This window comes from Streptomyces sp. NPDC051909 (assembly GCF_040681095.1).
Classification (GTDB): domain Bacteria; phylum Actinomycetota; class Actinomycetes; order Streptomycetales; family Streptomycetaceae; genus Streptomyces.
In genome coordinates this window covers 14,858-39,671 of sequence record NZ_JBFAYA010000034.1, presented here as the reverse complement: position 1 = coordinate 39,671, position 24,814 = coordinate 14,858, and the positions used below count along the sequence as shown (strand labels likewise).

Genomic DNA, 24,814 nt, shown 5'->3' with positions numbered 1-24,814 from the left:
AGATCCGGAGCGGGTGCGGATCATCCCCGGACGCCCGCCGAGCGCCCGCGCCCCTTCACTTTCTACGGATCGGACGCCGTCGTCTCAGAATGTGATCAGGAGGTGTCCAGCGAGCCAAGAACGAGGGGCTCAGCCGGCGCCGAGCGACACGTCCCGGCCGGTCACCGTCACCACGAGACCGTTCTCCCGGGCCTCGACCCTCGTCAGGCGCATGCCCTTCGGCAGGCCCTCGATCCGGCGGTCGAAGTCGGTGCGGGACCGCACCATGCCCTCCAGGCCCGGGATGCCCTCGCCGGGCACCTCGTCCGCGCGCACCCGGATGGTGTCGCCGTTCACCAGGGTCACCGTGGACAGCACGCTCCTGGTCAGCGTCCGGCCGAGGATCCGCACCCCGCCCGTCACCTTCAGCTTGCCGTCGCCGCCGTACGCCACCTCCGCGTCCCGGCCCGAGGCCGCGGCCAGGTCGGGGTAGGCGATCAGCGCGGTGCCGTCGGCGCTGCCCGCCCGCTCGATCGCGTAGGCGTCGGTCAGCGTCACGTCGTGCAGCGTGGCGGTCATCTCGCCGATCCGCACCGGACGGCCCCCGGCCATCACCTGGACGCCGGTGAAGCGCACGTCGACCTCGTCGAAGCCGCGGCCGGCGGCCTGCGTGAGGAACGGGAAGCCCTTGATGTCGACGTCCGCGGACTCGGGGCGCACCGCGCCGACCCGCACCGCGCCGGCGGCCTCGGACTCCGCGTAGGAGGCGGCGATCCGGTCGGCCCCGACCAGGAGCCCGGCGAGCACCACGGCCACGATCAGCACCATCCGCAGTGCCCGCATGCGTTCCAGCCCCCTGTACGTACCGCCTGAACCGACCTGACCGAACGAGTCCGGCCCCCCGACACAAGATCGACGTGTCGGGGGGCCGGACGGTTCCCCGGAGTCTCGGACTCCGGCCGGTGCGGACGTTACGCGAGCGCCCTGCCGAGCAGATAGACCGCGGGCACGGCGGCGGTCAGCGGCAGCGCCACACCGGCCGTCATGTGCACGAACCGCGAGGGGTAGTCGTAGCTCGCCACCCGCAGTCCGACCAGCGCGCAGACACCGGCGCCCAGGCCGAGCAGCGCGCCGGAGCCGCCGAGACCGGTCAGCCCGCCGGCGGCGATGCCGCCGCCCGCCGCCGCGAGCAGCGCGACGACCACGGAGGCCGGGCCGGGCAGCGGGAGGGCGCGGGCCAGGACGGTGGCGGCCACGGCGACCGCGCCGACGACCACCGCGTCCGGCTCGGCGCCGAGCTGTCCGGCGGCCAGGATCGCCAGGGCCGCCGAGGCGACCGTCGCCATCAGGCCGTACATCCGCTCGTCCGGGTCGGCGTGGCTGCGCAGCTGGAGCACCAGCGTGAGCAGTACCCACACGCCGAGCGTGCCGATGACGGCGGCCGGGGCGTTCTCCCGGCCGGTGATCAGCAGCACCGCGTCGGCGACGATCCCGCCGAGGAAGGCGAGCGCGATGCCCTGCCGGGCCGGCCACATGCCGTTGAGCCGGAACCAGCCGGCCGCGGTGAGGCCCTGGAGCAGCAGCAGCGGGACAAGGAGCGCGTACGGGCCGACGGCCGCGCCGACCGCGAGCAGCACGCCGAGACCGGCGGTGAGCGCGGCCGGCTGCATGCCGGGCTCGATGATCGGCGACCGGCCCTCGGCGCGGGCGCGCTGGGCGTCGGTGATCCGGGAGTTCCCGGAGAGGGTCGGCGGGGAGTAGGCGGGGCCCGGCTCCTCGACCGCCACGGGTGCCTCGGAGGCCGGTGCCGGTGCCTCGTACGACACCGAGGCCTGGGCCTGGGCCGCAGCCTGAGCCTGGGCCGGGGCCTGGCTCTCGTACCCGTACGGCATCTCCGGGGGCAGCGGGTGGCCGCCCGTGGCGGACTGCTGCCCGTACCCCTGCGGCGGGAAATACGGCGTCTCGTACGACACAGACGCCTGAGGCTGGTGCTGGTGCTGGGGCTGGGGCTGGGGCTGGGCCTGCGGCTGCACCACCGGCTGGTACTGCGTGTCCCAGGTCTGGCCCTCCCACGTCTGGGTCACGCTCGGGTCGTACGGTTGACCGCCCTGCGGAGTCCCCTGCGGGTCGTACGGGTACTGCTGATCACTGCTCATGGTGTGCGGTTCACCCTCCTGCGAACGGGGGGAGCACCTCGACCGTGCCGCCCTCGGCCAGCCGTACGGTCTCATGCGCGCGGGTCCCGACCGGGTCGCCGTCGATGAGGAACGAGCAGCGCTGGAGGACCCGGGTCAGCTCGCCGGGGTGCCGCTCGCGGGCGCCGTCCAGCGCCTCCGCGAGGGTCTCGGCGGCGTACGGCTCCTCGGCGACCCCCGCGGCCGCCTTCGCCGCGGCCCAGTAGCGGATGGTTCCCGCTGCCATCACTCTCCTCCAGATTTACTGGTAGCTTGCCATCGCCCCTGCGGGGGTCGGTTCGGGCTGGACCGCAACCTTCGGGTTGGAAGCCCACCACTTCGGCGGTAGGCGGAGTCACAGCGGCACTCCCTTCGTGTGAGTGTGCCGTCGTCCATGATGGGCCATACGCGCGTCAACTTGTGGCGCGCGTTAGCCACTCCCCCAGGCGGTCGAGCAGCTCGTCGCCCGCCGCGTTCTCGGCGTGGCCCATGCCCCGCTCCAGCCACAGTTCGGCCGGGCTGCCGGCCGCCTCGGCGGCCTCGGCGAGCATCCGGGGGTGGTCGAGCGGGAAGTACGGGTCGCGGTCGCCGTGCACGACGAGCAGCGGGGTCGGCGCGATCAGCGGCACCGCCTCGAACGGCGCGAGCGGCACCGGGTCCCACTCCCTGCGGTCGATCCGCGTCCCGAGGCCGTAGCGCCCGACCAGCCGGCCCACCGGCCGGGTGACCACCCAGTGGACGCGCCGCATCGACGGCGTCCCCCGGTAGTACCAGCGGGCCGGGGCACTCACGGCGGCGACCGCGTCCGTGTGCGCGCTGGTGCCGCGCTCCAGTGCGGCGTGCCGCAGCACGACCGAGCCGCCCATGGAGAAGCCGACCGTCGCCACGCGCGCGTGGCCGAGCTCGCGTGCCCAGCGGACGGCGGCGGACAGGTCCAGGACCTCGCGGTCGCCGACGGTGGAACGGCCGCCGGAGCGCCCGTGACCGCGGAAGGAGAACGAGACGACGGCGGCGTGCCGGCGGAAGGCCTGCGCGGCGCGCCTGACCGCGGGCCGGTCGGCCGAGCCGGTGAACCCGTGTGCGACGACGACGGCCGTGCCGCCCCGCGTTACAACCTCCGTATCGGTGACACTGGCGGTGGAGGGTTCGTAAACCGCCTCGATCCGGACACCGTCATCCGTACGCAACACCGTCCGCACGGTGGCGCGGCGAGGGACGGAAGTGAGCGAGGAAACATCCACCATGTGAAATCGGCCCTCTGCCTCGGAACTCATGTGAGCTATTGTGCTTGGCAGAGGATCCGGGCAATGCAGCCCCCGGGTCCTTTTGTGTTTTCCGACCGTTGTTACGGACAGGTGAACAAAAGCTCTCGGGGCGCGAGGGCCGAGGAGGAACCGACGTCATGGACGATCGACCACGTACGAAGCACAACCGACCGACGAACCTGGTAGGTGGCGCGCGATGAGTTCTCTGCTGCTCCTCACCAACGCCCTGCAGCCGTCGACCGAAGTGCTGCCCGCTCTCGGCCTGCTGCTCCACAACGTGCGGGTGGCTCCCGCCGAGGGCCCGGCGCTGGTGGACACCCCCGGTGCCGACGTGATCCTCGTGGACGGGCGCCGCGACCTGCCGCAGGTGCGCTCGCTCTGTCAGCTGCTGCGCTCCACGGGGCCCGGCTGTCCGCTGATCCTGGTCGTCACGGAGGGCGGTCTCGCAGCCGTCACCGCCGACTGGGGCATCGACGACGTGCTGCTCGACACCGCCGGTCCGGCCGAGGTCGAGGCGCGGCTGCGCCTGGCCATGGGCCGGCAGCAGATCGGCGTGGACGACTCCCCCATGGAGATCCGCAACGGCGACCTGTCGGTCGACGAGGCCACCTACAGCGCCAAGCTGAAGGGCCGGGTCCTGGACCTGACCTTCAAGGAGTTCGAGCTCCTGAAGTACCTCGCCCAGCATCCGGGGCGGGTCTTCACCCGGGCGCAGCTCCTCCAGGAGGTGTGGGGGTACGACTACTTCGGCGGCACCCGAACGGTCGATGTGCACGTACGGCGTCTGCGGGCGAAGCTCGGCCCCGAGCACGAGTCGCTGATCGGCACCGTCCGCAACGTCGGCTACCGCTTCGTGACCCCCGAGAAGGCCGACCGTTCGGCGGACCGTCCGGCGGACCGTCCGGCCGACCGTTCGGCGGACCGTCCGGAGGGGCGGCCGGAGGGGCGGCCCGAAGGGCGTGCGGAAGGGCGTGCGGAGGCGCGCGTCAAGGCGGACACGCGGGAACTCACTCCGGTGGAGGACCGTTAACGTGGCGTATGCCACAGGGTGACCTGCCGGTAGGTAGGTCACCCCGCGTAGACTTCCGCGCGTGGCCAAGGTGACGCGGGATGACGTTGCGCGACTTGCGGGTACTTCTACCGCGGTCGTGAGTTACGTGATCAACAACGGACCCCGGCCGGTCGCCCCGGCCACGCGCGAGCGTGTCCTCGCCGCCATCAAGGAACTGGGCTACCGGCCAGACCGGGTGGCCCAGGCCATGGCCTCCCGGCGCACCGACCTCATAGGCATGATCGTGCCGGACGCCCGGCAGCCCTTCTTCGGCGAGATGGCGCACGCGGTCGAGCAGGCCGCCGCCGAGCGCGGAAAGATGGTCCTGGTCGGCAACTCCGACTACCGGACCGAGCGCGAGATCCACTATCTGCGGGCCTTCCTGGGCATGCGGGTGTCCGGTCTGATCCTGGTCAGCCAGGGCATGAGCGAGCAGGCCGCGAGCGAGATCGAGGCCTGGGACGCGAAGGTCGTGCTGCTGCACGAGCGGCCCGAGGCGATCGACGACGTCGCCGTCGTCACCGACGACATCGGCGGCGCGCAGCTCGCCACCCGGCACCTCCTGGAGCACGGGCACCCGTACGTGGCGTGCATGGGCGGCGTGCCGAACACCCCGGCCGTCGGCGACCCGGTCGCCGACCACGTCGAGGGCTGGCGGCGGGCCATGCTGGAGGCCGGCCGCTCGGTCGAGGGCCGGCTCTTCGAGGCCCCGTACAACCGCTACGACGCCTACAAGATCGCACTGGAGATCCTGGCCGGCCCGCAGCGGCCGCCGGCGATCTTCTGCTCGACCGACGACCAGGCGCTCGGCGTGCTGCGGGCCGCCCGCGAGCTGCGCATCGACGTGCCGGGGGAGCTGGCGGTGGCCGGCTTCGACGACGTGAAGGAGGCGGCGCTCGCGGATCCGCCGCTGACCACCGTCTACTCCGACCGCCCGGCGATGGCCCGCGCGGCGGTGGATCTGGTGCTCGACGACTCGCTGCGGGTCGCGGGCTCGCGGCGGGAGCGGGTGAAGCAGTTCCCGTCGGCGCTGATCGTGCGCCGCTCCTGCGGCTGCGAGCACTGACGCGTAGGCCCGGCCGTATCCGACCCGTACGCGCCGAGTCTTTATTTCGGGCATACAGGGTTCTGTCGGGCTTCTCACCCCGTCCTCAGACGGTTCTCATGTACGGCTTCGAGAGTCGTAGCCATGACGGACGACACGCAGCCCCAGCCCCAGCCGCAGCCGCAGCCCCAGCAGTCGTACTACCCGCCGCGGCCCCCGTACGAGCCGTACCCGCCGCACGCGACGTACACCCAGGCCCAGGCCCCCGCCCCCACCGCGCACCGCCGGGCCAGGCGCGGGGTCGGTCTCATGGCGGCCGTGGCCATCGCCGCGGCGGCGGTCGGCGGCGGGACGGCGACCCTGGTCGAGCGCTGGACGGCCGACGCGTCCACCACCGCGTCCGGCGCCGTCAGCGGCACCAACGTCTCGGCGAGCAGCAAGGGGACCGTCGCCGGTGTCGCCCAGGCGGTGTCCCCGTCCATCGTGGAGATCTCGGCGAGCTCGAACTCCGGCAAGTCGACCGGCTCGGGCGTGATCATCACCTCCGACGGCGAGATCGTCACCAACAACCACGTCATCTCCGGCGCCTCGCAGATCAGCGTGCAGCTCAGCGACGGCAAGTCCTACGACGCGAAGGTCGTCGGCACCGACCCCGACAAGGACCTCGCGCTGATCAAGCTGGAGGGCGCCTCCGGACTGAAGGCCGCCACGCTCGGCGACTCGTCCAAGGTGCGGGTCGGCGACGAGGTCGTGGCCATCGGCTCCCCCGAGGGTCTGACCGGCACCGTCACCAGCGGCATCGTCTCGGCGCTCGACCGCGATGTGACGGTCGCCAAGGAGGACGGCGGCCGGGGCGACGGTCAGGGGCAGCAGCAGTACGACCCGCGCCAGGGCTGGCCGTTCGAGTTCGGCGGGCAGCAGTTCAACGGCGACACCGGCTCCTCGAAGACCACGTACAAGGCGCTGCAGACCGACGCCTCGCTCAATCCCGGGAATTCCGGCGGCGCGCTGATCAATATGAACGGCGAGATCATCGGCATCAATTCGGCCATGTATTCGCCCAGCTCTTCGACCGGTTCGACGGCCGGCAGCGTCGGTCTCGGATTCGCGATCCCGGTGAACACGGTCAAGGCCGACCTGGACGCCCTGCGCTCGGGCGGCGACAGCTGAACAGCACCCCGGCCGCATGCGACGCTGACCCCATGACCGGCCAGCAGAACGAAGCACGGAACGATGGACGGAACGACGTCGAACGCATCCTCGTCGTCGACGACGAGCCCGCCGTCCGCGAGGCCCTGCGCCGCAGCCTCGCCTTCGAGGGGTACGGGACCGAGGACGCCGTCGACGGGCTCGACGCGCTCGCCAAACTGGAGTCGTACGACCCCGACCTCGTCGTCCTCGACGTCCAGATGCCCCGCATGGACGGGCTCACGGCCGCCCGCCGGATCCGCGCGTCGGGCTCGACCGTGCCGATCCTGATGCTCACCGCCCGCGACACCGTCGGCGACCGGGTCACCGGCCTCGACGCGGGCGCCGACGACTACCTGGTGAAGCCGTTCGAGCTGGACGAGCTGTTCGCCCGGATCCGCGCCCTGCTGCGGCGCAGCTCGTACGCGGCGCAGCAGGCGGCGGCGTCCACCGGCGCCGTGGCCGAGGACGTGCTCGCCTTCGAGGACCTGCGGATGGACCTGGCCACCCGCGAGGTGACCCGGGGCGGGCGGCCGGTGGAGCTGACCCGTACCGAGTTCACCCTCCTGGAGATGTTCCTGGCGCACCCGCGGCAGGTGCTCACCCGCGAGCAGATCCTCAAGACCGTGTGGGGCTTCGACTTCGAGCCCAGCTCCAACTCCCTGGACGTGTACGTGATGTATCTGCGGCGCAAGACCGAGGCGGGCGGCGAGCCGCGCCTCGTGCACACCGTGCGGGGCGTCGGCTACGTCCTGCGCGGCGGAGGCGCCGAATGACCACCCCCCTCGCCTGGTTCCGGGCCCGGCCGCTGCGCTCCCGGCTCGCGCTGCTCACCGCGCTCGCGGTGGCGGTCGCGGTCGCCGCGGTGTCGCTGGCCTGCTGGTTCGTGACCCGGGCGCAGCTGGAGAACGAGCTGGACTCGGGGCTGCGCGGCACCAAGGTGGACAGCAGCTATCTGACGATGGTGCTCGCCGGCTGCCGGACCGGGCGCCAGGCGCCGCCGCTGCCGCCGTACACGGTGCAGGCGATCCTCGCCGACGGCACGGTGTGCACCTCGGGCAAGGCGCCGATCCCAGCGCAGGCCTCGGACGTGGCGGTGGCGCGCCGGCTGCTCGACGACGCCCTGCACACGACGAAGGACGGCGACGGGCGCGAGATGCGCGTCTACACCTACGCGGACCCGACACGGCCGGACATGGCGGTGTCGCTGGCCCGCCCGCTGTCCGAGATCGACAACTCGATGTCCACGCTGGCCTGGGTGCTGCTCCTGGTCTCCGGGATCGGCGTGGTCGGCGCGGGCGCGGCCGGGCTGTGGGTGGCGCGCACCGGTCTCGCGCCGGTGGACCGGCTGACCGGGGCGGTCGAGCACGTGGCCGCGACCGAGGACCTGACCGTGCGGATCCCGGTGGAGGGCGAGGACGAGATCGCCCGCCTCTCGCGCTCGTTCAACGCGATGACCGCGGCGCTCGCGACCTCCCGGGACCGGCAGGCGCAGCTGATCGCGGACGCCGGGCACGAGCTGCGCACGCCGCTGACCTCGCTCCGTACGAACATCGAGTTGCTCGCGCGCAGCGAGGAGACGGGGCGCGCGCTGCCGCCGGACGACCGGCGGGCCCTGATGGCCTCGGTGAAGGCGCAGATGACGGAGCTGGCGGCGCTGATCGGCGACCTCCAGGAGCTGTCCCGGCCGGAGGCGGCGGCGCTCGGCCCCCTGGAGGTCGTACCGCTGCACACCGTGCTGCGCTCGGCGCTCGACCGGGCCCGGCTGCGTGGTCCGGAGCTGCGCTTCGAGACGGATCTGGCGCCCTGGTACGTACGGGCGGAGCCGGCGGCCTTGGAGCGCGCCCTGGTGAACGTCCTGGACAACGCGGTGAAGTTCTCGCCGCCGCGCGGCACGGTCGAGGTGCGTCTGATGCGCGGCGAGCTGACCGTGCGCGACCACGGCCCCGGCATCCCGCCCGAGGAACTCCCCCACGTCTTCGACCGCTTCTGGCGCTCGCCGTCGGCCCGCAGCCTGCCGGGCTCCGGTCTGGGTCTGTCCATCGTGGCCCGTACGGTCGGGCAGGCGGGCGGCTCGGTCGCGCTGGCCCCGGCGGCCGACGGGGGCGGCGGGACGGTGGCGACGGTGCGGCTGCCGGGGGCGCCGACACCGCCGCCGACGGCTGGGGACTCAGTTGTGGCGGATGAGGGACTCGACGAGGCCTGAGCGGGTGTTGGGGTAGTCCATCGGGACGATCCCGAGGCCCTTCCAGGCGGCGCCCTCGCCGTCGATGAGGGAGTGCACCTGCGGGTTGAGCCGGTCGGCGTTCCAGCGGGGCGGGAGGCCGGCGGCGGTGGAGACGAAGTTGACGTAGAAGGGCCCGGGCCGGGCGGCCGCCTCGCGGAACTGGTCACGGATCTCGGGCCACTTGGCGAAGGGCTCGGCCTGGTAGTCGTCCTGCACGTCGAAGTACCGGCCGTCGGCCCAGCGCAGCCCGGGCAGGCCCGCGTTGTCGGCGAGCAGCACGACCCGGCCGCGGGCCTCGCCGAGGGTGGGCACGCCGTCGCCGATGCGGAACAGCGGGCGCCAGCCGCGGTTGTCGAGGTAGTCGTCGAAGATGGCCCGGAAGGTGGCGTCGGAGTCGGTCGAGTACTCCTGCTTGACCCGCATCAGGACGGTCTCGGAGGGGTGCGCGGCGAGGAAGTTCCAGCAGGCCACGAGCACGTCGCCGAACATCATGTTCTGGTAGAAGGCCCCGTGGTGGATGGCGAACGACCCGCCGGTGACCCGGCAGCGGATGTCCAGGAAGCGGATGCCGCTGTCCAGCTGCTGGGCGATGGTGGTGTTCTGGCACTCGGTCCACAGCCCGCCGTAGCGGGCGCCGGAGTCGTGCGTTCCAGGGATCGTGAGCCGCTGGAGCGGGGTGGGGTCGCCGTGGCCGGCCATCCAGTCCTGGGTCGAGACGGCGGCCGCCCGTGCGGACGGGGCGCCGATCAGGACGGTGGCGGATGCTGCCGCGGCTCCCGCGAGGAAGCGTCGTCGGTCCATGCGCGGAGTATGACGCGTACGCGACAAGAACGACCATAGGCGTGCGGGAACGGAGTCACACACGAAAGGGGCGGCGGACCGGTCGCACCGGCCGCCGCCCCTTCGCTCGAAGCGCCTTACCCGAGGGTCACTTGATGATCGTGATCCGGCCGAGGGCCGGCGGCGCCAGCGGGGCGCTCGCCGAGGAGTGGGCGCCCATGTAGGCGACGAACGCGTCCAGGTCGGAGGCGCCGACCAGCTTGTTCTTGTGCTCCTTCAGCACGGGGAAGCCGTCGCTGCCGGCCGCCAGGAACTCGTTCATCGCGACCCGGTAGGTCTTCGCCGGGTCGATCGCCTCGCCGTTCAGCCTCACCGAGTCGACCACGATCCGGTCCGCGCCGGTCTTGGTCGTGTCCAGGGTGTACGTGAAGCCCTTCGACACCTGCAGGTACTTCGGGGTGGCCAGGTTCACGCCGCTGACCTGCTGCTGCAGCGTGGTGATCAGCTGGGCGCCGGTCAGGTCGACCGCCGTCATCATGTTGGTGAACGGCTGGACGGCGTACGCCTCGGCGTAGGTCACCACGCCGTCACCCTCGCCGCCGGACTGCGCGTAGGTCAGCGGCATGCGGACGCCGCCCGGGTTCATCAGCGCGAGCTGCGCGCCGCCCTTGTCCGCCGGGGCCATGGCCTCCAGCTGCGCGTCGGCGATCAGGTAGCCGGCCGGCCTCTCGATGTCCGTGAACGGCTTCTTGGGGTCCGGGAGCGGGTTCTCGATGTCGGCCGAGATGTGACCCACCGCGCGGTTCGCGACCGGCGCGGACAGCTTCTTGTAGCGGCCGATCAGGTCGGTCATGTCCTTCGCCGGGGTCACGTCACGGGTGACGACGTGGTTCGCGGAGGCCACGGCGGTGCGGACGATGTCCTTCGTACGACGGTCGTAGGTCAGCGTCGTGTCGGTGTAGAGCCGGCCGAAGGAGGCCGCCGAGGTGACGGTGCGCGGCTTGCCGGACGGGTCCGGGATGCTGCACGCGTACGCCTGGTGGGTGTGGCCGGTGACCAGGGCGTCGACCTGCGGGGTGACGTTCTTGGCGATGTCCACGATCGGGCCGGAGATGCCGGCGCCCGCGCCCGGGGTGTCGCAGTCGTAGTTGTACGCGCCGGAGGCCGGCATGCCGCCCTCGTGGAGCAGGGCCACGATCGACTTCACGCCCTTGCGCTCCAGCACCTTGGCGTACTTGTTGATCGTCTCGACCTCGTCGCGGAACTTCAGGCCCTTGACGCCGTCGGCGTTCACGATGTTCGCCGTGTTCTCCAGCGTCACACCGATGAAGCCGATCTTGATGCCGTCGCGCTCCCAGACGAAGTACGGGTCGAGCATCGGACGGCCGGTCTTCTCGTCCGTCACGTTCGCCGCGAGGTACGGGAAGTCCGCGCCGGAGAAGCTCCGGCCCTCCTCGTAGCAGCCCTCGACCGGGTGGCAGCCGCCGTTCTGCAGACGGGCGAGCTCGCGCGCGCCCTCGTCGAACTCGTGGTTGCCGACGGAGGTGACGTCGAGCTTCAGCTTGTTCAGCGCCTCGACGGTCGGCTCGTCGTGGAAGAGGCCGGAGACCAGCGGCGAGGCGCCGATCATGTCACCGGCGGCCGCGGTGATGGAGTAACGATTCCCCTCGCGGGCCTGACGCAGGTGCGTGGCAAGGTACTCGACGCCGCCGACGCCCTCGATGGTCTTGGTGGTGCCGTCCTCGTTCAGGTGCGTGAGGCGGCCGGAGGAGCCGGTCGGCGGCTCCAGATTGCCGTGCAGATCGTTGAAGGACAGGAGCTGTACGTCGACCATCCGCCCCCAGCCCTTGCCGTTGCCGTACCCGGCGTCCTCGGCGCGGTCCTCCGAGGCTCCGGCCGGCATCGCCGCCACGAGCGCGCCGACGGTGGCGAGTCCCGCCCCGAGGGCGAGGATCCGCCGCCCCGCCCTGTTCTTCTTCCGTGTCGCTGCCATTTCTCCCCAGTTCCCTGAACGACTCCGGTCTTGCCCGCGCAGCCTAGGGTCAACGCGCGTAGCGCAACAGGGGGTCACGGGTTACGAGCTGGTTGACTTTGCTCACTCTGCGGGCGAGGGACGGGCCGGGTGCGCCCCACCTGACAGTCTCCGGGTGATCTCCCACGGGGTCGCGGGGCACAGCCGTAGGCTCGGAGGCATGACTTCCGACGCGGCGCCGGCCCTCGAACCCGGACGGCAGATCAAGAGTTACGAAGAGCTGAGCCCCGAGCAGATCAGTGACGTCCTCGACCTCCTCGAGGCCGCCGACCACGCCGACGGCGTGCACGCCGTGTCGGAGCAGGGGCGGCTGTATCTGCGGCACGGGCGGCGGGAGGGCGTGCGGCACTTCCTGCTTACGGTCGGCCCGCATCTGTACGGCTACGCCCAACTGGAGGAGACCGACCCGGTGGAGGCGCCGGCGGCGGAGCTGGTGGTGCACCCGGCGCACCGGGGCCGCGGCCACGGCCGGGCCCTCGGCACCGCGCTGCTCGACGCGTCCGGGAAGCGGCTGCGGGTCTGGGCGCACGGCGGCAAGTCGGCGGCCCGGCACCTGGCGCAGGTGCTCGGGCTGACCCTGTTCCGCGAACTGCGCCAGCTGCGCCGCGCCTTGGTGCCGCTGGAGATTCCGGAGCCGGTGCTGCCCGAGGGCGTGACGGTGCGCACCTTCGTGCCGGGCCAGGACGACACGGCCTGGCTGGCGGTGAACGCGGCCGCGTTCGCGCACCACCCGGAGCAGGGTTCGCTGACCCAGCGGGACCTGGACGACCGGATCGCGGAGCCGTGGTTCGACCCGAAGGGCTTCTTCCTGGCCGAGCGGGAGGGGAAGCTCGTCGGCTTCCACTGGACCAAGGTGCACGCCGAGGAGCAGCTGGGCGAGGTGTACGTGGTGGGCGTGCTGCCGGACGCGCAGGGCGGCGGCCTGGGCAAGGCGCTGACGGCGATCGGCCTGCGGCACCTGGCGGCGGAGACGCTGCCGACGGCGATGCTGTACGTGGACGCGGACAACACGGCGGCGGTGCGGGTGTACGAGGGGCTGGGCTTCCGGACCCACGAGGTGGACCTGATGTACCGCACGGAGTCGTAGGACGCCGTCCGAACACGCCTGAAAGAAGGGGGCGGTTGACACCGCCCCCTTCTTTGCACCACCCTTTCACTACTTGATTAGTGAAAGGGTGGTGGAGCGCACGTGCTCGCCTACCGCATCGACCGCCGCAGCGGGGTCGCCACCTATCTCCAGATCGTCCAGCAGACCAAACAGGCCCTCCGGATGGGCCTGCTCGAACCCGGCGACCGGCTGCCGACCGCCCGCGAGGTCGTCGAGGCCACCGCCGTGAACCCGAACACGGTCCTCAAGGCCTACCGCGAGCTGGAGCGCGAGGGCCTGGTCGAGGCCCGCCGCGGCCTCGGCACCTTCGTCCGCGCCACCCTCGGCGCCCTCGCCGCCGGCCCCGGCGACTCGCCGCTGCGCGGCGAACTCGCCGCGTGGGCGCGACGGGCGCGCGAGGCGGGCCTGGAGCGGGACGACGTGGCCGCGCTCTTCACATCCGTACTGAACGAATTCTTCGAGGGGGACGACGACCGATGACGAAGGACACCGCCCTGGAGGCGGACCTCCTGGGCATGCGATACGGGGGAAGGGGACGAGGCGGGCGCGGCGGCTGGGCGCTGCGGGAGTGCGACTTCGCCCTCCCCGCCGGCCGCGTCTGCGCCCTGGTCGGCCCCAACGGCGCCGGCAAGTCCACCCTCCTCGCCCTCGCCGCCGGCCTGCTCCGCCCCACCGAGGGCACGATCACGGCGCCGCCCCGCGAGCAGCTGGCGTACGTGGCGCAGGACAAGCCGCTGCACCCCCGGCTCTCCGTCGCCGACACCCTGCGGATGGGCCGCGAGCTGAACCCGGGGCGCTGGGACGACGGCGTCGCCCGCCGGGTCGTCGACGGCGGCGGCTTCTCCTCCGACACCCTCGTACGCGCCCTGTCCGGCGGCCAGCGCACCCGCGTCGCCCTCGCCCTCGCCCTCGGCAAGCGCCCCGAACTCCTGCTGCTCGACGAGCCGATGGCGGACCTGGACCCGCTGGCCCGGCACCAGCTGATGGGCCTGCTGATGGCCGACGCCGCCGAACACGGCACCACCGTCGTCATGTCCTCGCACATCCTCACCGAGCTGGAGGGCGCCTGCGACCACCTCCTCCTGCTCCAGGGCGGGCGGATCCGCCTCGACGGCGCCGTCGACGAACTCCTCGCCGCCCACACCCTGCTCACCGGCCCCGTGGCCGACCTCGCCCCGCACACGGTCGTCGAGTCCCGCACCACGGGCCGCCAGCTCACCGCCCTGGTACGCCACGAGGGCCCCGTCGAGGGCCCCTGGGAGACCACGGAACCCTCCCTGGAGGACCTCCTCCTCGCCCACCTCCGCACCACCGAAGGAGCCGCCGCGTGAGCGCTCTCGCCCTCAAGGGCCCGTACTGGGTGACGGTCCGCCAGTACCGGCGGACGCTGTGGCTGACCGGCGCCCTCGTGGTCGTGATCCTCGCCGCGATCTCCGGGCTGCGCGCCTGGGACGCCTCGATCCCGGACTCACTCACGACGGAGGGCATCTGGGTCCCCGCGAACGACAGCGGCTACCGCGCCCTGGTCTGGGCCATGGAGTACGCGAACGTGGGCATGGTCCTCCTGCCGCTGCTCGTCGGCGCCTTCGTCGCGGGCCCGCTCGTCGCCCGCGAATTCGAGTCGGGGACGTACAAGCTCTCCCTCACCCAGTCGGTGAGCCCGGCGGCCTGGCTCCGCGCCAAGCTGACGGTCACGAGCGCCGCGGCCCTCCTGACCACGCTCGCCCTGACGGGCGTCTACCTGATCGGCTGGAACCGCGTCTCGGGCCGGGCCGAGCTCCAGTGGGCCGACCGGGGCCCGTACGAGGCGACCGGCACCGCCCTCGTCGCGTCCGTCCTCGCCGCCGTGGCCGTCGGCGCCCTCGTCGGCCTGCTGGTCCGGCGCACCCTCGTCGCCATGTCGGCCACCGGCCTGGTCATGGGCGTGGTCCTGCAGGTCCTGGGCGCGTACCGCTGGTCCTTCCTGCCGGTGAAAACGATCACCGGCCCCCACGGCCCCACGCTGTGGACGCCGGAGAACGGCCTGGTGATGGACCAGGGGCTGCTCACCTCCTCCGGCGCCCGCTTCGACGAGTCGGGCTGCTGGGACGAGCTGAACGGGACCCCCGGCCTCGACGCCATGCCGGACGGCGGAATGAAGATCTTCGAGAGCTGCCTCACCCGGCACGGCGCCACCACCCAGTACATCGACTACCACCCCCAGTCCCACTTCTGGCCCACCCAGCTCATCGAGACCGGCATCCTCCTGGCCCTCGCCGCCCTCGCGGCCTTCGCCGCCTTCCGGGTCCTGCGCGCCCGGCTTCCGTAACCTTCCGTAGCAGACGCGCGAACACCGGGGGCGGGGCCCCGACCCGGCCCCGCCCCCGATTCCCTCACGTCACGTCCTCGTTACCAACCATTCAGACGCGCTTGCGACGCTCACGCAATGAAGCGCTCCGTGCCCGCCCATCCGAGGGGCAGACTTCCCAAAGGGAGACTCCCCTCCCCCACGGCCCGCTCCGACGCGCCCGACCAGCCCTTCGCGCGGAAGAATGGGGCCATGAGCCAGCAGCCCGCCGAGGTCCCGGTCCAGTCGTCCGCCAAGACGTCCTCGAAGACGTCGACCAAGACGCCCGCGAAGACGTCCGCGAAGACGCCTGCGAAGGCGTCGACCAAGACGCCCGCCACGACGCCCGACAAGGCGGCGAAGCCCGACGTCCAGCCCTCCCTCGGTTCCATAGCCGCACACCGGCCGCACGCCGTGAACGGCGCCGCCGTGAGCGATCTCGAACCCGAACTGGACACCGACCTCGACGCGTACGAGGAGGACGGCGCCGGCGGCGAGCTGCCGCAGGGGCGGTTCCTCGACCGGGAGCGCAGCTGGCTCGCGTTCAACGAGCGCGTCCTGGAGCTCGCCGAGGACCCGAGCACGCCGCTCCTGGAGCGGGCGAACTTCCTCGCGATCTTCGCGTCGAACCTCGACGAGTTCTTCATGGTCCGGGTCGCCGGCCTCAAGCGCCGCATCGCCACCGGCGTCGCCACCCGCTCCGCCTCCGGCCTGCAGCCCCGCGAGGTGCTCGACCTCATCTGGACCCGCTCGCGCGAGCTCATGGCCCGGCACGCCGCCTGCTACCAGCAGGACGTCGCCCCGGCCCTCGCCGACGAGGGCATCCACCTGATCCGCTGGCCCGAGCTCACCGAGAAGGAGCAGGCGCGCCTCTTCACGCTCTTCCGCCAGCAGATCTTCCCGGTCCTCACCCCGCTGGCCGTGGACCCGGCGCACCCCTTCCCGTACATCTCCGGACTCTCCCTCAATCTCGCCGTCGTCGTGCGCAACCCGGTCAGCGGGCACCGCCACTTCGCCCGCGTCAAGGTGCCGCCGCTGCTCTCCCGCTTCCTGGAGGCCTCCCCCGAGCGCTACGTCCCGCTTGAGGACGTCATCGCCGCGCACCTGGAGGAGCTGTTCCCGGGCATGGAGGTGCTCGCCCACCACATGTTCCGGGTGACCCGGAACGAGGACCTGGAGGTCGAGGAGGACGACGCCGAGAACCTGCTCCAGGCCCTTGAGAAGGAGCTCATGCGGCGCCGCTTCGGCCCGCCGGTGCGCCTGGAGGTCGAGGAGTCCATCGACCCGTACGTGCTCGACCTGCTGGTCCGCGAGCTGAAGATCTCCGACGCCGAGGTCTATCCGCTGCCCGGCCCGCTCGACCTCACCGGCCTCTTCGGCATCGCCTCGCTCGACCGGCCCGAGCTGAAGTACCCGAAGTTCGTCGCCGGCACCCACCGCGACCTCGCCGAGGTCGAGTCGGCGTCCGCGCCCGACATCTTCGCGGCGGTGCGCGAGCGCGACGTGCTGCTCCACCACCCGTACGACTCCTTCTCCACCTCCGTCCAGGCCTTCCTGGAGCAGGCGGCGGCCGACCCGGACGTCCTCGCGATCAAGCAGACGCTGTACCGGACCTCCGGCGACTCGCCGATAGTGGACGCCCTCATCGACGCCGCCGAGTCCGGCAAGCAGGTCCTCGTCCTGGTCGAGATCAAGGCCCGCTTCGACGAGCAGGCCAACATCAAGTGGGCGCGCAAGCTGGAGGAGGCCGGCTGCCACGTCGTCTACGGCCTGGTCGGCCTGAAGACGCACTGCAAGCTCTCCCTGGTGGTACGCCAGGAGGGCGAGACGCTGCGCCGCTACAGCCACGTCGGCACCGGCAACTACCACCCCAAGACCGCCCGCCTCTACGAGGACCTCGGGCTGCTCACCGCCGACCCGCAGGTCGGCGCGGACCTCTCCGACCTCTTCAACCGGCTCTCCGGCTACTCCCGCCGCGAGACCTACCGGCGCCTGCTGACCGCGCCCAAGTCGCTCCGCGACGGACTGGTCTCGCGGATCAACAAGGAGGTCGCCCACCACCGGGCCGGCCGGCCCGCGTACGTGAAGATCAAGGTCAACTCGATGGTCGACGAGGCCGTCATCGACGCCTGCTACCGCGCCTCCCAGGCCGGTGTGCCGGTCGACGTCTGGGTCCGCGGCATCTGCGCCGTGCGCCCCGGCGTCCAGGGCCTGTCCGAGAACATCCGGGTCCGTTCGATCCTCGGCCGTTTCCTGGAGCACTCCCGGGTCTTCGCCTTCGGCAACGGCGGCGAGCCCGAGGTGTGGATCGGCAGCGCCGACATGATGCACCGCAACCTCGACCGCCGTATCGAGGCCCTGGTCCGGGTCACCGACCCCGCCCACCGGGCCGCCCTCACCCGGCTCCTGGAGACCGGGATGTCCGACACCACCTCCTCCTGGCACCTGGGCGCCGACGGGAACTGGACGCGGCACGCGACCGACCCCGAGGGCCAGCCGCTCCGGCACGTCCAGGAGATGCTCATCGACGCGCGGAGGCGCCGGCGTGCACAACCCTGACATCACCTCGGCGATCGCCCGGGACACCGCCGTGTCCGGGTCCGCGGCCCCGCCCGAGGTCTTCGCGGGCGAGGTCTCCGCGGGCGAGGTGCTCGCCCCCTATCTGCACGGGCGGGCCGCGGACTTCCTCCGCGGCCTGCGGCTGCACACCGAGAGCGGCGCCGACTCGGCCGGCGCCGAGGAGGCCGCCCGCACCCTGCGGGCGGCGGCCCGCCGGATCAGCGGCACCCTCCACACCTTCCGGCCGCTGCTCGACGCCGGCTGGGCCGACCAGCTCCGCGCCGAGCTGGCCTGGCTCTCCGGCACCCTCGCCCTGGAGCACGCCTGCACCGCCCGGCTCGTCCGCCTGGTGGAGGCGCTGTCCCGGCTGTCGAACAACGGGCCCGTGCCCGCGCCGCGCGCCGCGGACAGCGCCGCCCGCGGCCTGACCGTCGGCGCCGCCCGGGCCGGCGCCCTGCTCGAACGGCAGCTCACCCTCGCCCGGACCCGCGCCCACTCCGCCGCGCTCCAGGCCCTCGGCTCCTCCCGTTTCCACGCCGTCGCCGACGCCGTCGCCCTGCTCGCCTCCGAGGTGCCCTTCGGCCCGGCCGGCTCCGCCCGCGCCGACGAGGTGCTCGAAGCGCCCGCGATCGTCGTCGAGCACCGGCTGCTCGACGCGGTCGGCGCCCTGCCGCTGGCCCGTGCCGCCCACCCGTACAACGCGGAGGCCCTCGCGCTGGCGGCCGGCGAGGCCCAGGACACCCCCTGGCACCAGACCCGCAGCCTGCTGCGGCTGCACCGCTACGCCGGCGAGGTGCTGCGCGGCACCGAACCCGACCCGGTGCTCTACGAGGCGGCCCGCGCCCTGGACCGGCACAGGGACGCCGCCGAGGCCGCCGCCGCCGCGGCCGCCGCCGCCCGCACCCCGCGGATCGCCCCGGCCACCGCGTACGCCCTCGGGGTCCTCCACGCCGACCAGCGCCACGAGGTCGAGGCCGCCCGCTTCGCCTTCCAGCGCGCCTGGACCCGCGCCACGGCGGCGGTCCCGTGATCCTGGCGGCGGGCTGCGTCCTGTGGCGCCCCGCTCCGAAGGGCGAGGGCATCGAGATCGCGCTCGTCCACCGGCCGAAGTACGACGACTGGTCGCACCCGAAGGGCAAGCTCAAGCGCGACGAGACCCTCGCGGCCTGCGCGCTGCGCGAGGTCGAGGAGGAGACCGGCCAGTCCTGCGAGCTGGGCGCCCGGCTGCCCTCCGTGCAGTACCTGGCGCAGGGCCGGCCCAAGGAGGTCCACTACTGGGCGGCCCGCGCCCTCGGCGGCGCCTTCACGCCCGGCCGTGAGGTCGACGCCCTGCTCTGGCTGCCGCCGGCCGCGGCCCGCGCCCGGCTCACCCAGCCCCGGGACCGCGAGCTCCTGGACGCCCTCCTCGCGACGACCGTCCGCTAGCCCGTACGGGGCCCGCCCCCGGCCTTCACCAGCCCTTGCACCGGCCCGCGCCGCCCCCTCCGCGAGCCCGGAAGGTGACCCCTCCGTTACCTGAACGACACCGCACCCGGGCTTACGGCATGGTTCACCTCCCGTTCACTCTCCTCGGTCGACCGCTTCACCTGTTCTGCCTAATTTCGGTCGTACACGGTGCGGAACCCAGTGATGCACCGACCACCCCGACACGCGCCGCCGTACAACGTTCAGGACAGCAAGGTCCGCGGCAGGCGACTTCTGGAAGGAACAGCCGAAAGTGAAGCTTTCGCGTAAGAACGGGCTTCGCGCCTCCGCGATCGGTGCCCTCGTCGTCTCCGGCGCGCTCGTCCTCTCGGCGTGTGGTTCGGACAACAACAACGAGCCCACCAAGGACGGCGGCAAGACCTCGGCCGCCGCGTCGAACATCAAGTGCGACGGTGCGAAGGGCCAGCTGCTCGCCGCCGGTTCCAGCGCGCAGAAGAACGCCATGGACCTGTGGGTGAAGAACTTCCAGGCCGCCTGCTCCGGCGTCGAGATCAACTACCAGCCGATCGGTTCCGGCGGTGGCATCACCAAGTTCAACCAGGGCCAGGTCGCCATGGCCGGTTCCGACTCCGCCCTGAAGGAGGAGGAGGTCGCCGAGTCCGCGAAGATCTGCAAGGGCGGCAAGGGCATCAACCTCCCGATGGTCGGCGGCCCGATCGCCATCGGTTACAAGCTGGACGGCGTGGACAACCTGGTCCTCGACGCCCCCACCCTGGCCAAGATCTTCGACAACAAGATCACCAAGTGGAACGACGCGGCGATCGCCAAGCTGAACCCGGGCGCCAAGCTTCCCGACTCCACCATCCAGGCCTTCCACCGCTCCGACGAGTCGGGCACCACCCAGAACCTGGGCAAGTACCTGTCCGCCACCGCCGCGGCCGACTGGAAGTACGACCCGAAGACCAAGTCGTGGCCGGCCCAGGGTGGCCAGGCCGCCAACGGCTCCTCCGGTGTCGCCACCGCGGTCAAGGACGCCGAGGGCTCCATCGGCTACTTCGAGCTCTCCTACGCGACCGCCAACAAGATCTCCACGGTCAGCATCAACACCGGCGCCTCCGCCCCGGTCGCCGCCACCGCCGAGAACGCCTCCAAGGCCATCGGCGCCGCGAAGATCAAGGGCACCGGCAGCGACCTGGCGCTGTCCCTCGACTACGCCACCAAGGCCGAGGGCGCCTACCCGCTCACCCTGGTCACCTACGAGATCGCCTGCGACAAGGGCAACAAGGCCGAGACCCTCGCGACCCTGAAGGCGTTCCTCAACTACACCGTCAGCGAGGAGGGCCAGAAGGTCCTGCCCGCCGCCGGCTACGCCCCGCTCCCGGCCGAGATCGCGACCAAGGTCCGCGAGATCGTCCCCACCCTGTCCTGACCCCGACCGGGGACGGCCCCTCTCCTCCCGTAGGGGGGCCGTCCCCGGCATCCGGTGCACCGCCGCCAGGGGACCGGACCGTACGTACGCCGCAGCACCACGCGCGCGCCGCCCGTACCGGCCCCCGCAGACCGGAGAAACCCAGATGGCTTCCACGACACCAGACATACAAAGGCCACGCTCCGCCGAGACCAGGAGCGCGACCCGCCCCGGGGACCGCGTCTTCAGCGGTCTGTCCCGCGGTTCCGGCATCACGCTGCTCGTGATCATGGCCGCGATCGCGATCTTCCTCACCTACCGTGCCGTCCTCGCGATCTCGGACGACAGCACGAACTTCTTCACCACCTTCGAGTGGAACCCGGCGGGCAACCCGCCGGTCTTCGGCATCGCCGTCCTCGCCTTCGGCACGATCGTCTCCTCGATCATCGCGATGCTCATCGCCGTGCCCGTCGCGATCGGCATCGCGCTGTTCATCTCGCACTACGCCCCGCGCAAGCTGGCCAAGCCGCTCGCGTACGTGGTCGACCTGCTCGCCGCCGTGCCCAGCATCATCTACGGCCTCTGGGGCGCGATCTTCCTCGTGCCCTACCTGGGCGGCCTGAACCAGTGGCTCGACCAGTACCTCGGCTGGACGTACATCTTCGACAAGTCCAGCGACGGCGTCGCCCGCAACATGTTCACCGTCGGCATCCTGCTGGCGATCATGATCCTCCCGATCATCACCAACGTGACCCGCGAGGTCTTCCTCCAGGTCCCGCGGATGCACGAGGAGGCCGCGCTGGCCCTCGGCGCCACCCGCTGGGAGGTCATCCGCATGTCGGTGCTGCCCTTCGGCCGCTCCGGCATCATCTCCGCCTCGATGCTCGGCCTCGGCCGCGCCCTCGGCGAGACGATGGCCGTCGCCGTCGTCCTCTCGCCCAGCTTCCTGCTGTCGGGCCACCTGCTCGACCCGGGCGGCGGCACCTTCGCGCAGAACATCGCCGCGAAGTTCAACGAGGCCAACGAGTTCGGCCGCGACGCCCTGATCGCCTCCGGTCTCGTCCTCTTCGTCATCACCCTGCTGGTCAACGGCGCCGCCCGCATGATCATCGCGCGCCGCAAGGAGTACTCGGGGGCGAACGCATGAGCCACGCCATACAGGACCGTCCGGTGGCCGTGAGCCCGCGCCGCCCGCTCTCCCACGCCCACCTCCCGCGCTGGACCCCCGCCGCGATCGCCGTCGGCTCGATCGCCGCCGGTGTCGGCATCGGCCTCGCCGCCGGCTGGCACAGCAAGGTCCAGTGGGGCCTGGTCTCCGCGCTGGTCTTCGTCCTCGCCACGTACGCCATCACCACCAAGGTCGAGGGCGCCCGCCAGGCCAAGGACCGGGTCGCGACCAGCCTCGTCTGGGTCTGCTTCGTCCTCGCCGTCGTCCCGCTGCTCTCCCTCGCCTGGGTCACGATCAGCAAGGGCATCGAGGTCCTCGACCCGTACTTCCTGAGCCACTCCATGAACGGCGTCCTCGACGCCGAGGCCGGCGGCGGTGTCTACCACGCACTGCTCGGCACGATCGAACAGGTCGGCATCGCGACCCTGATCGCCGCCCCGATCGGCCTCCTGACCGCGGTCTACCTCGTCGAGTACGGCGGCGGGAAGCTCGCCTCCGCCGTCACCTTCTTCGTCGACGTCATGACGGGCATCCCGTCGATCGTCGCGGGCCTCTTCGTCCTCGCCACCTGGAACCTGATCCTGGGCTTCGGCCCCTCCGGTTTCGCCGGCGCGATGGCCCTCGCGATCCTGATGATGCCGGTCGTGGTCCGCTCCACCGAGGAGATGCTCAAGCTCGTCCCCAACGAGCTGCGCGAGGCCTCCCTCGCCCTCGGCATCCCCAAGTGGCGCACGATCCTGAAGGTGGTCCTGCCCACCGCGATCGGCGGCATCACCACGGGCGTCATGCTCGCGGTCGCCCGCATCACCGGTGAGACGGCCCCCGTACTCCTCCTCGTGTTCGGTACGAAGCTCATCAACCCGAACCCCTTCGAAGGCGCCCAGTCCTCCCTGCCGCTCTACGTGTACGAGCAGTACGCGGTCGGCACCGACGCCGCCGTGGCCCGCGCCTGGGCCGCAGCGCTCGTCCTGATCGCCTTCGTCATGATCCTCAACCTGGTGGCCCGCGGCATCGCCCGCTGGAAGGCCCCGAAGACCGGCCGCTGAGCCGAACGGAAGTGAATTAGTTATGGCCAAGCGAATCGACGTCAGCGGCCTCTCCGCCTACTACGGCAACCACAAGGCGATCGACGACATCTCCATGACCGTCGAGCCCCGCTCCGTGACCGCCTTCATCGGCCCGTCCGGCTGCGGCAAGTCCACCTTCCTGCGCACCCTGAACCGCATGCACGAGGTCACCCCCGGCGGCCGCGTCGAGGGCAAGGTGATGCTGGACGACGAGAACCTGTACGGCTCCGGGGTCGACCCGGTCGCGGTGCGCCGCACCGTCGGCATGGTCTTCCAGCGCCCGAACCCCTTCCCCACCATGTCGATCTTCGACAACGTGGCGGCGGGTCTGCGCCTCAACGGCTCGTACAAGAAGTCCCAGCTCAACGACATCGTCGAGCGCTCCCTCAAGGGCGCCAACCTCTGGAACGAGGTCAAGGACCGCCTGAACAAGCCGGGCTCCGGCCTCTCCGGCGGTCAGCAGCAGCGCCTGTGCATCGCCCGCGCCATCGCGGTCGAGCCGGACGTCCTGCTGATGGACGAGCCCTGCTCGGCCCTCGACCCGATCTCGACGCTGGCGATCGAGGACCTCATCGGCGAACTGAAGGAGCGCTTCACGATCGTCATCGTGACGCACAACATGCAGCAGGCCGCCCGCGTCTCGGACCGCACCGCCTTCTTCAACCTGGCGGCGGTCGGCCAGCCCGGCAAGCTGATCGAGCTGGACGACACCGAGCGCATCTTCTCCAACCCGAGCGTCCAGGCGACCGAGGACTACATCTCCGGCCGCTTCGGATAAACACGTCGTACGGCGCTGCATGGCGGTGCCGCCGTACGACAACGAGAGGGCCCGGCTCCCCCACAGGGGAGCCGGGCCCAACCATTTGCCTGGCCGGCTGCTCTAGCCGAAGAACAGCGCCACCACGTAGTAGCTCAGCGCGGCCACGATCGCCGCGGCCGGCATCGTAATACCGCATCCCCCGGGGGATAACCCCCGGACCCCCAGCAAGGCCGGGTGGCACCGCCCCTCAGCCGAAGAACAGCGCCACCACGTAGTAGCTCAGCGCGGCAACGATCGCCGCGGCCGGCATCGTAATGAACCAGCCCAGGATGATGTTCTTGGCGACGCCCCAGCGGACCGCGTTGACCCGCTTGGTCGCGCCCACGCCCATGATCGCCGAGGTGATGACATGGGTCGTGGAGATCGGCGCGTGGAAGAGGAACGCCGAGCCGAACATGATCGAGGCGCCGGTGGTCTCGGCCGCGAAGCCCTGCGGCGGGTCCAGCTCGATGATCTTGCGGCCGAGGGTCCGCATGATCCGCCAGCCGCCCGCGTACGTACCGAGCGAGAGCATCACGGCACAGACGATCTTCACCCACACCGGGATCGCGTCGCCCGACTCCTGCACATCGGCGATGACCAGGGCCATCACCACGATGCCCATCGTCTTCTGCGCGTCCTGCAGACCGTGGCCGAGGGCCATGCCGGCCGCCGAGACGGTCTGCGCGATACGGAAGCCGCGCTTGGCCTTGTGCGGGTTGGTCTTGCGGAACATCCACAGGATCGCGCACATGACGAGGTAGCCGACCACGAGGCCGACCACCGGGGAGACGAACATCGGGATGACGACCTTGTCGAGCACGCCCGACCAGATGACCTCCGTGCCGCCCGCGAGCGCCGCGCCCACCATGCCGCCGAACAGCGCGTGCGAGGAGGACGAGGGAAGACCGAAGTACCAGGTGACGAGGTTCCAGAGGATCGCGCCGACGAGCGCGGCGAAGAGGATGCCCATCCCCTTGTCGCCCTGTGGGGTCTCGATCAGACCCTCACTCACCGTCTTGGCGACGCCGCTGCCGAGGAAGGCACCGGCGAGGTTCATGACCGCGGCCATCGCGAGCGCCGCCCGCGGGGTCAGCGCGCGGGTCGACACCGAGGTGGCGATGGCGTTCGCCGAGTCGTGGAATCCGTTCGTATACGTGAAGCCGAGCGCGACACCGATGGTCACGATCAGAGCGAAGGTGTCCACGAAGCC

The 24,814-nt window shown here is 71.6% G+C and carries 23 protein-coding genes; 16 read left to right on the top strand and 7 right to left on the bottom strand.

Features of this window, described 5'->3' with window-relative positions:
* Positions 1-129: 129 nt before the first annotated feature.
* From AB0M18_RS33100 to AB0M18_RS33085, 4 genes are all read right to left on the bottom strand, one after another.
* The gene (locus AB0M18_RS33100) at positions 130-822 is read right to left on the bottom strand and encodes a DUF2993 domain-containing protein (RefSeq protein WP_365764596.1); all 693 of its coding nucleotides are present in this window, start codon (positions 820-822) and stop codon (positions 130-132) included.
* A 128-nt stretch (positions 823-950) separates the two neighbouring features.
* On the bottom strand, positions 951-2,135 hold the full coding sequence (locus tag AB0M18_RS33095; RefSeq protein ID WP_365764594.1) for a hypothetical protein: 1,185 nt from the start codon (positions 2,133-2,135) through the stop codon (positions 951-953).
* Positions 2,136-2,145: 10 nt separating this feature from the next.
* On the bottom strand, positions 2,146-2,400 hold the full coding sequence (locus AB0M18_RS33090; RefSeq protein WP_365764592.1) for a MoaD/ThiS family protein: 255 nt from the start codon (positions 2,398-2,400) through the stop codon (positions 2,146-2,148).
* 166 nt (positions 2,401-2,566) lie between these two features.
* The gene (locus tag AB0M18_RS33085) at positions 2,567-3,427 is read right to left on the bottom strand and encodes an alpha/beta fold hydrolase (RefSeq protein ID WP_365764590.1); all 861 of its coding nucleotides are present in this window, start codon (positions 3,425-3,427) and stop codon (positions 2,567-2,569) included.
* Positions 3,428-3,614: 187 nt separating this feature from the next.
* Between AB0M18_RS33085 and AB0M18_RS33080 the strand changes: the two genes are divergently transcribed.
* The 5 genes from AB0M18_RS33080 (at position 3,615) to AB0M18_RS33060 (ending at position 8,908) form a co-directional block, all read left to right on the top strand.
* On the top strand, positions 3,615-4,448 hold the full coding sequence (locus tag AB0M18_RS33080; protein WP_365764588.1) for a response regulator transcription factor: 834 nt from the start codon (positions 3,615-3,617) through the stop codon (positions 4,446-4,448).
* Between the two features lie 61 nt (positions 4,449-4,509).
* Complete coding sequence (locus AB0M18_RS33075) at positions 4,510-5,535, top strand: LacI family DNA-binding transcriptional regulator (RefSeq protein WP_365764586.1); 1,026 nt, start codon at positions 4,510-4,512, stop codon at positions 5,533-5,535.
* Positions 5,536-5,658: 123 nt separating this feature from the next.
* Positions 5,659-6,684 carry a trypsin-like peptidase domain-containing protein gene (locus AB0M18_RS33070; protein ID WP_365764584.1) on the top strand — a complete coding sequence of 342 codons (1,026 nt, stop codon included), beginning with the start codon at positions 5,659-5,661 and terminating at the stop codon, positions 6,682-6,684.
* A gap of 32 nt (positions 6,685-6,716) precedes the next feature.
* A complete protein-coding gene (locus tag AB0M18_RS33065) occupies positions 6,717-7,478 on the top strand; it encodes a response regulator transcription factor (RefSeq protein ID WP_365764582.1) in 762 nt (253 codons plus the stop codon).
* The gene (locus tag AB0M18_RS33060; RefSeq protein WP_365764580.1) at positions 7,475-8,908 is read left to right on the top strand and encodes a HAMP domain-containing sensor histidine kinase; all 1,434 of its coding nucleotides are present in this window, start codon (positions 7,475-7,477) and stop codon (positions 8,906-8,908) included. Before AB0M18_RS33065 ends, AB0M18_RS33060 begins: the two co-directional genes overlap by 4 nt.
* On the opposite strand, the gene AB0M18_RS33055 is transcribed toward AB0M18_RS33060, so the two are convergent.
* Positions 8,873-9,730 (bottom strand): phosphatidylinositol-specific phospholipase C, encoded by an 858-nt coding sequence (locus AB0M18_RS33055; protein ID WP_365764578.1) that lies wholly within the window; start codon positions 9,728-9,730, stop codon positions 8,873-8,875. The genes AB0M18_RS33060 and AB0M18_RS33055 overlap by 36 nt on opposite strands.
* A 127-nt stretch (positions 9,731-9,857) precedes the next feature.
* Positions 9,858-11,702: a bifunctional metallophosphatase/5'-nucleotidase gene (locus AB0M18_RS33050; RefSeq protein WP_365764576.1), complete on the bottom strand. Its 1,845-nt coding sequence runs from the start codon at positions 11,700-11,702 to the stop codon at positions 9,858-9,860.
* Positions 11,703-11,901: 199 nt separating this feature from the next.
* On the opposite strand from AB0M18_RS33050, the gene mshD reads away from it, so the two are divergent.
* From mshD to pstB, 11 genes are all read left to right on the top strand, one after another.
* Complete coding sequence (gene mshD, locus AB0M18_RS33045; protein WP_365764573.1) at positions 11,902-12,828, top strand: mycothiol synthase; 927 nt, start codon at positions 11,902-11,904, stop codon at positions 12,826-12,828.
* A 102-nt stretch (positions 12,829-12,930) separates the two neighbouring features.
* Entirely contained in the window at positions 12,931-13,329 is a 399-nt protein-coding gene (locus AB0M18_RS33040) for a GntR family transcriptional regulator (RefSeq protein WP_365764571.1), read from the top strand.
* Positions 13,326-14,180, top strand: coding sequence for an ABC transporter ATP-binding protein (locus tag AB0M18_RS33035; protein ID WP_365764569.1), 855 nt, complete (start codon positions 13,326-13,328; stop codon positions 14,178-14,180). The genes AB0M18_RS33040 and AB0M18_RS33035 overlap by 4 nt, the downstream gene beginning before the upstream one ends.
* Entirely contained in the window at positions 14,177-15,157 is a 981-nt protein-coding gene (locus tag AB0M18_RS33030; RefSeq protein WP_365764567.1) for an ABC transporter permease, read from the top strand. The genes AB0M18_RS33035 and AB0M18_RS33030 overlap by 4 nt, the downstream gene beginning before the upstream one ends.
* A 117-nt stretch (positions 15,158-15,274) precedes the next feature.
* Entirely contained in the window at positions 15,275-17,734 is a 2,460-nt protein-coding gene (locus AB0M18_RS33025; RefSeq protein WP_365764565.1) for an RNA degradosome polyphosphate kinase, read from the top strand.
* Between the two features lie 31 nt (positions 17,735-17,765).
* Positions 17,766-18,764, top strand: a complete 999-nt coding sequence (locus AB0M18_RS33020; RefSeq protein ID WP_365764623.1) for a CHAD domain-containing protein — start codon at positions 17,766-17,768, stop codon at positions 18,762-18,764.
* Positions 18,761-19,159: an NUDIX hydrolase gene (locus AB0M18_RS33015; protein WP_365764563.1), complete on the top strand. Its 399-nt coding sequence runs from the start codon at positions 18,761-18,763 to the stop codon at positions 19,157-19,159. The genes AB0M18_RS33020 and AB0M18_RS33015 overlap by 4 nt, the downstream gene beginning before the upstream one ends.
* A 292-nt stretch (positions 19,160-19,451) precedes the next feature.
* A complete protein-coding gene (gene pstS / locus AB0M18_RS33010; protein ID WP_365764561.1) occupies positions 19,452-20,588 on the top strand; it encodes a phosphate ABC transporter substrate-binding protein PstS in 1,137 nt (378 codons plus the stop codon).
* Between the two features lie 145 nt (positions 20,589-20,733).
* Positions 20,734-21,714, top strand: coding sequence for a phosphate ABC transporter permease subunit PstC (pstC, locus tag AB0M18_RS33005; protein WP_365764559.1), 981 nt, complete (start codon positions 20,734-20,736; stop codon positions 21,712-21,714).
* Positions 21,711-22,781 carry a phosphate ABC transporter permease PstA gene (pstA, locus tag AB0M18_RS33000; RefSeq protein ID WP_365764557.1) on the top strand — a complete coding sequence of 357 codons (1,071 nt, stop codon included), beginning with the start codon at positions 21,711-21,713 and terminating at the stop codon, positions 22,779-22,781. The genes pstC and pstA overlap by 4 nt, the downstream gene beginning before the upstream one ends.
* A 22-nt stretch (positions 22,782-22,803) precedes the next feature.
* Positions 22,804-23,580 carry a phosphate ABC transporter ATP-binding protein PstB gene (gene pstB / locus AB0M18_RS32995; protein WP_365764555.1) on the top strand — a complete coding sequence of 259 codons (777 nt, stop codon included), beginning with the start codon at positions 22,804-22,806 and terminating at the stop codon, positions 23,578-23,580.
* 229 nt (positions 23,581-23,809) lie between these two features.
* Here the strand turns inward: pstB and AB0M18_RS32990 are convergent, their stop codons facing one another.
* On the bottom strand, positions 23,810-24,808 hold the full coding sequence (locus tag AB0M18_RS32990; RefSeq protein ID WP_365764553.1) for an inorganic phosphate transporter: 999 nt from the start codon (positions 24,806-24,808) through the stop codon (positions 23,810-23,812).
* Positions 24,809-24,814 lie beyond the last annotated feature (6 nt).

Excerpts from the sequence above, each read along its gene's own strand:
- pstA (WP_365764557.1), top strand. The coding sequence starts at position 21,711 with ATGAGCCACGCCATACAGGACCGTCCGGTGGCCGTGAGCCCGCGCCGC.
- pstC (WP_365764559.1), top strand. The coding sequence starts at position 20,734 with ATGGCTTCCACGACACCAGACATACAAAGGCCACGCTCCGCCGAGACC.
- AB0M18_RS33055 (WP_365764578.1), bottom strand. The coding sequence starts at position 9,730 with ATGGACCGACGACGCTTCCTCGCGGGAGCCGCGGCAGCATCCGCCACC.
- AB0M18_RS33070 (WP_365764584.1), top strand. The coding sequence starts at position 5,659 with ATGACGGACGACACGCAGCCCCAGCCCCAGCCGCAGCCGCAGCCCCAG.
- AB0M18_RS33100 (WP_365764596.1), bottom strand. The coding sequence starts at position 822 with ATGCGGGCACTGCGGATGGTGCTGATCGTGGCCGTGGTGCTCGCCGGG.
- AB0M18_RS33095 (WP_365764594.1), bottom strand. The coding sequence starts at position 2,135 with ATGAGCAGTGATCAGCAGTACCCGTACGACCCGCAGGGGACTCCGCAG.
- AB0M18_RS33025 (WP_365764565.1), top strand. The coding sequence starts at position 15,275 with ATGAAGCGCTCCGTGCCCGCCCATCCGAGGGGCAGACTTCCCAAAGGG.
- pstB (WP_365764555.1), top strand. The coding sequence starts at position 22,804 with ATGGCCAAGCGAATCGACGTCAGCGGCCTCTCCGCCTACTACGGCAAC.
- AB0M18_RS33050 (WP_365764576.1), bottom strand. The coding sequence starts at position 11,702 with ATGGCAGCGACACGGAAGAAGAACAGGGCGGGGCGGCGGATCCTCGCC.
- AB0M18_RS33090 (WP_365764592.1), bottom strand. The coding sequence starts at position 2,400 with ATGGCAGCGGGAACCATCCGCTACTGGGCCGCGGCGAAGGCGGCCGCG.
- AB0M18_RS33035 (WP_365764569.1), top strand. The coding sequence starts at position 13,326 with ATGACGAAGGACACCGCCCTGGAGGCGGACCTCCTGGGCATGCGATAC.
- AB0M18_RS33080 (WP_365764588.1), top strand. The coding sequence starts at position 3,615 with ATGAGTTCTCTGCTGCTCCTCACCAACGCCCTGCAGCCGTCGACCGAA.
- AB0M18_RS33065 (WP_365764582.1), top strand. The coding sequence starts at position 6,717 with ATGACCGGCCAGCAGAACGAAGCACGGAACGATGGACGGAACGACGTC.
- mshD (WP_365764573.1), top strand. The coding sequence starts at position 11,902 with ATGACTTCCGACGCGGCGCCGGCCCTCGAACCCGGACGGCAGATCAAG.
- AB0M18_RS33085 (WP_365764590.1), bottom strand. The coding sequence starts at position 3,427 with ATGAGTTCCGAGGCAGAGGGCCGATTTCACATGGTGGATGTTTCCTCG.
- AB0M18_RS33060 (WP_365764580.1), top strand. The coding sequence starts at position 7,475 with ATGACCACCCCCCTCGCCTGGTTCCGGGCCCGGCCGCTGCGCTCCCGG.